The sequence below is a fragment of the Bacteroidota bacterium genome, from assembly GCA_039714315.1.
Classification (GTDB): Bacteria; Bacteroidota; Bacteroidia; order Flavobacteriales; family JADGDT01; genus JADGDT01.
Genome location: JBDLJM010000168.1, coordinates 1 through 6,048 on the forward strand (window position 1 = coordinate 1; position 6,048 = coordinate 6,048).

The 6,048-nt window shown below is 35.1% G+C and carries 5 protein-coding genes; 1 reads left to right on the forward strand and 4 read right to left on the reverse strand.

Annotated features, from left to right (window positions below; all coding sequences use genetic code 11):
• Positions 1 to 30: 30 nt before the first annotated feature.
• Both ABFR62_12610 and ABFR62_12615 read right to left on the reverse strand, forming a co-directional pair.
• Entirely contained in the window at positions 31 to 288 is a 258-nt protein-coding gene (locus tag ABFR62_12610) for a NifU family protein (protein ID MEN8139264.1), read from the reverse strand.
• A 106-nt stretch (positions 289 to 394) separates the two neighbouring features.
• Complete coding sequence (locus ABFR62_12615) at positions 395 to 1,519, reverse strand: Mrp/NBP35 family ATP-binding protein (protein MEN8139265.1); 1,125 nt, start codon at positions 1,517 to 1,519, stop codon at positions 395 to 397.
• A gap of 267 nt (positions 1,520 to 1,786) precedes the next feature.
• Between ABFR62_12615 and ABFR62_12620 the strand changes: the two genes are divergently transcribed.
• A complete protein-coding gene (locus tag ABFR62_12620; protein ID MEN8139266.1) occupies positions 1,787 to 3,445 on the forward strand; it encodes a S41 family peptidase in 1,659 nt (552 codons plus the stop codon).
• Positions 3,446 to 3,778: 333 nt separating this feature from the next.
• Here the strand turns inward: ABFR62_12620 and ABFR62_12625 are convergent, their stop codons facing one another.
• A complete protein-coding gene (locus ABFR62_12625; GenBank protein ID MEN8139267.1) occupies positions 3,779 to 5,077 on the reverse strand; it encodes a peptidoglycan DD-metalloendopeptidase family protein in 1,299 nt (432 codons plus the stop codon).
• A gap of 92 nt (positions 5,078 to 5,169) precedes the next feature.
• Positions 5,170 to 5,946: a DUF3108 domain-containing protein gene (locus ABFR62_12630; GenBank protein ID MEN8139268.1), complete on the reverse strand. Its 777-nt coding sequence runs from the start codon at positions 5,944 to 5,946 to the stop codon at positions 5,170 to 5,172.
• Positions 5,947 to 6,048 lie beyond the last annotated feature (102 nt).

Genomic DNA, 6,048 nt, shown 5'->3' on the forward strand with positions numbered 1-6,048 from the left:
AAAGCCCCTGATAAAATATTTGTTGGAAAATTATATTTCCTCTACTTCCAGGCCAACATCGACAACCGATTTTATACTTGGCACATATTTTTTTATAGTATTTTCTACTCCCATTTTAAGAGTAATCGCATTAATGCTGCACCCGGCACAAGTGCCTTCCAAACGGACTTTTACATGTACGTCATCTTCAAGTGCGATAAATGAAACATCGCCACCGTCTCTCTGTAAAAACGGACGAATTTCACCTAGTGCGATTAATACTTTTTCTTTTATCTCTTCTGAATTCATTATTCAAGTATTTAGTATATAATACTTATATACATTGTATATACATGTTAGTACTCTCACTGTTATTTTAGTCTAAATACTAACTACTCTGTACTAAGAACTCTAACTAGTTAGCGCTACACCCGGCAGTTTCACTCATCTTTACCTTCTCGGTAGGAGGTAAGCTTTCGTTACGGGCTATTGTTTCCGTAACAACGTTTTGAGCCAGTTTATAGAAAGCATCAGCCTCGGCAGTTCCTTCCTGCAACGATGCCGGACGACCAATATCACCGGCTTCACGGATACTTTGTACTAATGGTATCTCAGCCAACAAAGGTAAGCCCATGTCTTTTGCCAGATTCTTAGTTCCATCCTGTCCGAAAATATAATATTTATTATCAGGAAGTTCAGCAGGAGTGAAATATGCCATATTTTCTACAAATCCAAGTACAGGAACATTAATAGCATCCATCTTAAATAATCCTGCTCCCTTACGGGCATCAGCAAGAGCAACAGCCTGTGGAGTAGATACAACTACAGCTGCCGTAACAGGAACTGACTGTACAAGTGTTAAGTGGATATCGCCTGTTCCCGGAGGTAAATCGAGCAATAAGAAATCCAATTCACCCCAGTCGGCATCAAATATTAACTGTTTTAAGGCCTTGGTAGCCATTGAACCTCTCCATGCAACAGCCTGATCGGGAGTAGTAAAGAACCCGATAGACAGCATTTTTACTCCGTAATTTTCAACAGGAATCATCACCTGCTTACCATTGATATTCTTACCTAATGGTCTTTCTTTCTCAACATCAAACATTATTGGCATTGAAGGTCCGTAGATATCGGCATCAACCAAACCTACTTTGAATCCCATTTTTGCCAACTGCACTGCGATGTTTGCAGTAACTGTAGATTTCCCTACACCACCTTTACCCGATGCAACGGCAATAATATTTTTAATGTTTGGTAAAATCTTTTCCTCTACAGGAGCAATTTGTGGTTTTGCTATTTCTACCTTCATAGTTACCTGTATCGAAGCACCTGTGAATTTTTCTTCCAAAACACTTTTAATATTGTCCTCTACAGATTTTTTGACATGTAAAACCGGAGTGTTTACCATCGCAACAACAGTAATTGAATTTCCGGAAATTATTACATCCTGAACAGCACCACCTTCAACAATATTGTTGCCTGTGTTAGGAAGCCCAACAGTTTTTAACGCTTCTAAAACATCAGCTCTTTGAATATTCATTGTATATAGTTATATATTATAAATCATTTATTATTCTTATTAAGAATAAATCTTAATTAAGAGAGTGCAAATATAATAATTTCTCTATAAGTATTTGATGATAAAGGGATGAAGTGATAAAGAACTTATTTGTAATTAATTTCAATCTATGATTTATGCTTGTTTTCAGAGTAAATAAATGATATTAAGGTAGTTCTGTAGTCTATAATATATATAAACACATAATAATTCAGTATATTTATGTAACTAACATTAAACAATTTAGCTATGAAGGTAAAAGATAGAAGGCTAATTATCTACTTACTCATTCCAATTTTTGGGTTGATGGCTTTTAGTAGCTTTAAAAAGGATTATTTCGAAGTTTCCAAACAGCTCGACATCTTTGCTTCGTTATTTAAAGAGTTGAATATTTATTATGTTGATGATATTCAGCCCGATGAACTTATTCATGAGGCGATAAACAGTATGCTCGAAACATTAGATCCCTATACTACATATATGACAGAAGAGGAGTCTGAAGATTTTAAGGTACATACATCAGGAGAATATGCCGGGATAGGAGCTTCAATTAGAAATATAGACAATGAAGTGGTAATAGTTCAGACCTATGAAGGATTTGCGGCACATAAATCAGGTTTGCGAGCCGGTGATGTTATAATTGGTATTGACAATAACAATATGGAGAATAAAGATTCTGATGAGGTCAGTAGTCTTTTGAAAGGAAGTATTGGATCTGAAACATTAATCAAGGTGAAACGGTCAAACGCAGAGTTTCCACTCTCCGTAAAATTGAAACGTGAGAAAATAATAATAAAGGCAGTTCCGTTTTTCGGGATGGTAAATAAGGATGTTGGATATATAGTACTAAACTCATTTTCGAATAAGGCTAATTTAGAAGTTTCTTCTGCATATGATAAGTTAAAGAAGCAGGGTATGAAATACCTGATACTGGATTTTAGGGGAAATCCGGGAGGACTGCTGTCGCAGGCAGTTAGTGTCTCAAATCTGTTTTTACCAAAGAATACCTTTGTAGTAGAGACTAAAGGGCGGATTAAGGACTGGAATAAGAAGTACCACACTAGGCAGAAAGCAAAGGATCTTGAAATTCCTATAGTAATATTAACTAATTACGGTACTGCTTCAGCTTCAGAGATTGTTGCCGGGGCGTTTCAGGATTTAGACAGAGCTGTAATAATGGGGGATAGAACATATGGAAAAGGACTTGTACAACAACCGCGATCTTTGACTTATGGTACTCAACTGAAAATAACCATTGCAAAATATTATATCCCCAGCGGTCGCAGCATTCAGGCACGCGATTATTTCGACAGGAATGAAGACGGTAGCGTAAGGGTAATTCCTGATTCTCTAAAAGTCACCTATAAAACAAATTCGGGACGTATTGTCTATGATGGGGGAGGTATTGAACCTGATGTGAATATAGATATTGATGATTTGACGAAATTTTCCGAGAATCTAATTAGTGAAGGAATATTATTTAATTATTCTGTAAAATATTGCAATTCAACTGAAGGACCTGTAGATCTCAATACTTTTGAACTAAGTGAATCGGATTATAATAATTTCAAGAATTATGTAAGTGCCAGCGAGGTGGTATTTGAATCAGAGCTTGAGATCAAGCTCGAAGAACTTGTTTTACTTGCTAAGGAAGAGGATATTTATCAGGAACTTGAATATGCGATAAGTGATCTGGAATTAATGATAGAAAAAGAAAATAATAATTTATTTGTGAGAAATGATGCCCAGATTAAAAGGTTATTATCGTTAAGCATTGTAAATAATGATCATTTTGAAAGAGGCAGATATTTGTATAATATAAATAGGGATAAGGTTATATCTAAAGCTTCATTATTGCTTCAGAATCAGAATGAATATAACAGTATTCTGAGTAATAATACCAATTAAACTTCGGGTCTTATAGTGCATTTTGATGTTTATCTGGTATAAAGCTCAGCCGCCAAAATATATTTCTCACAAGCTATCCCAAACAAAGGCTGCCGCTGTTATCCGGGCGAACTATATTTCTGTACTGCGCCCCCAGGAATATGTAAATATTGGATATTTATATTCTTTCTTGCAAAATAAATAGTATCGGCATATTCACGTCCAAGATGGGAAATCTATGATATGAGAAACTTAAATTTTGTATTAATGAAGTATGTTGAAAAAAAATCACCTCACAGGTCCTTTTTATAAAAGTAACTATGAGGTGAAGATATTTTTTATTTTGGAGCTTAATTATTCTTTTGCCGTAACAACTTCTCCTTCTACAACTTCATCAGCTTCAAACTTAAGTGGCAGTGAAATGTTATCAAGCCTTGCTTTCATTGGAGTCATTTCCTCTTCGAAAACAACTTTAATTTCGTCGCCTATAGGTTTAACATCGGGTAATTTTTGTCGTAGTGCATCTACCTGTTTGCCATTTTTCCAGAACCTGTAACAAACGTGTGGCCCGGTAGCTAAACCTGTCATTCCCACATATCCTATAACCTGTCCCTGTCTTACAGTTTGTCCGGCTTTTACCGCCCTTTTCGACATGTGAAGATATTGTGTTGAATATGTAGAATTATGTTTAACCTTTACATAATGTCCATTACTTCTTGTATAGGCCGATTTAACCACAGTACCATTTGCGGTACTGATAATCGGTGTGCCTGTTGGTGCAGCATAATCGGTACCTAGGTGAGCTTTCCATCTGTGTTGAACCGGATGGAACCTTCTTCCTGAATACCTTGAGCTTATTCTAAATGTCCCGTATTTAAGCGGTGCTTTTAGAAAAGCCTTTCTTAAATTTCGTCCGTTTTCATCGAAATATTCCGGGAATTCACCTTTGTCGAAATAAAAACTATAAAATGACTGTCCGTTATTGTTAAACTCTGCAGCTTTGATTGGTCCAATGCCTACATAGGTAGTATCGTCTATATATTTTTCGTCAAAAACCAGTTTAAAGTAATCACCTTTTTGTAATCTGAAAAAATCGACAGTCCAGGCATATATTTCCGACAGACTATTTGATACTCTGTAATCGATTCCCTGATCTTCTAATGCTTGTGAAAGTGATGATGAGATAATTCCTGATACTTCTCTTTCCCTAAGTTCAATTTCTTTAGACTCTTTGTAAATATTAATAGAATCGCGCAGATCGAAAATTACATAATCAATCGCATTGGGTTGGTATATCATCACTTCGGCTGTAGAAAGCGAATCATCTTTACAGAGTAAGGTGTAATTCTTATTTCTTTGAATTTTGCGAATATTATAGATACCTTTTGACTTACCTGCTATCTTATGAATTTCGGGATACCCGATGTTTTGCTTTAAAAGTATTTCACCAAATGTCTGATTTTTTTCTACTTTTCCTTTAATGATTTTATAATCGTTGGCCTTAATTCCAAATTCAAAAATATCAGGCTCTTTTATATTTTCAAGTTCTGTTGAATTTGCAATATCATTGTTTTTGTCTGATTCTTTGTTGTTACTATCACATGAAAAAAGTAGAGCCAAAGCTGCTACAAGTATTCCTCCCTTTCTAAACATTTTTTCCAATCTTCTGTGTAAGTGATTTTTAATTTGGCAAAAGTATAATTTTTACTGAAATTATTAACTGAAGTTTATATATCTATTTAATATTACTGATGAACTACACTAAAAGAGTGTTTTAATCCTTTAAATCCCACCAGACTAACATATATTGATCCTACTCTGAGTTCTGACTCCATCCTTACAAGTATTTTATTATCATCGTCCGATATCCATAAAACTACTCCTTCATCTTCTTTAAATACTCTTCCTGATTGTACTAATGGAGAAAACTTCAGACATTTTACCCTTCCAAATTCAGTGTCGATTGTTTCTCTCCCCAGAAATTTTAATGAGAATTTATAAATGTCGTAGTCAATGAAAACATCAAAGTACAGTTTGTCGTTTATTTTTAAGGTATCTGCATCAACAAGTCTGGCGAAATAATAAGACGAAAGCATATCACCGGTCATCGGAGGTACCGTGAACAGAGAATCTTCCCTGTCATCTTCCTTTTCATCTTCGACCTTAATGCTATTGTTCTGCCTGTTAAAATAAACCTTTCTGTTTATTGTGTATCCTCCCTCATATACGTCTCTAATAAAGTGTGTTGGGAGAATACTCGTTTTATCCATGCGGCTTTCATAGTGATCTTCTACTTTGAAAAACCATTTAAACATGCCGACAGTCCATCCGTCACCATTTACAATAAATTGATTTTTACTAATGTCTTCATTTACTTCCAGTGTTGCATAGCCGGCTGTCACCATGCCGTAATGCAATCTGAATTTAAGCCATTCGCCCGCTTTGAAGGGGACTTCCTTATTGGTAGACTGACCTATGAGACTAGATGATAAAAGTAAAAAGTATATTAGGTATTTGTTCATTTTATTCTTTAGCAGTTCTAAGGTTGATTTAGGTTTCACAAGATAAAAAAAATGATCTACATTTAGACTAACGGAAAAAATAATTAATTATTGAACTCTTGT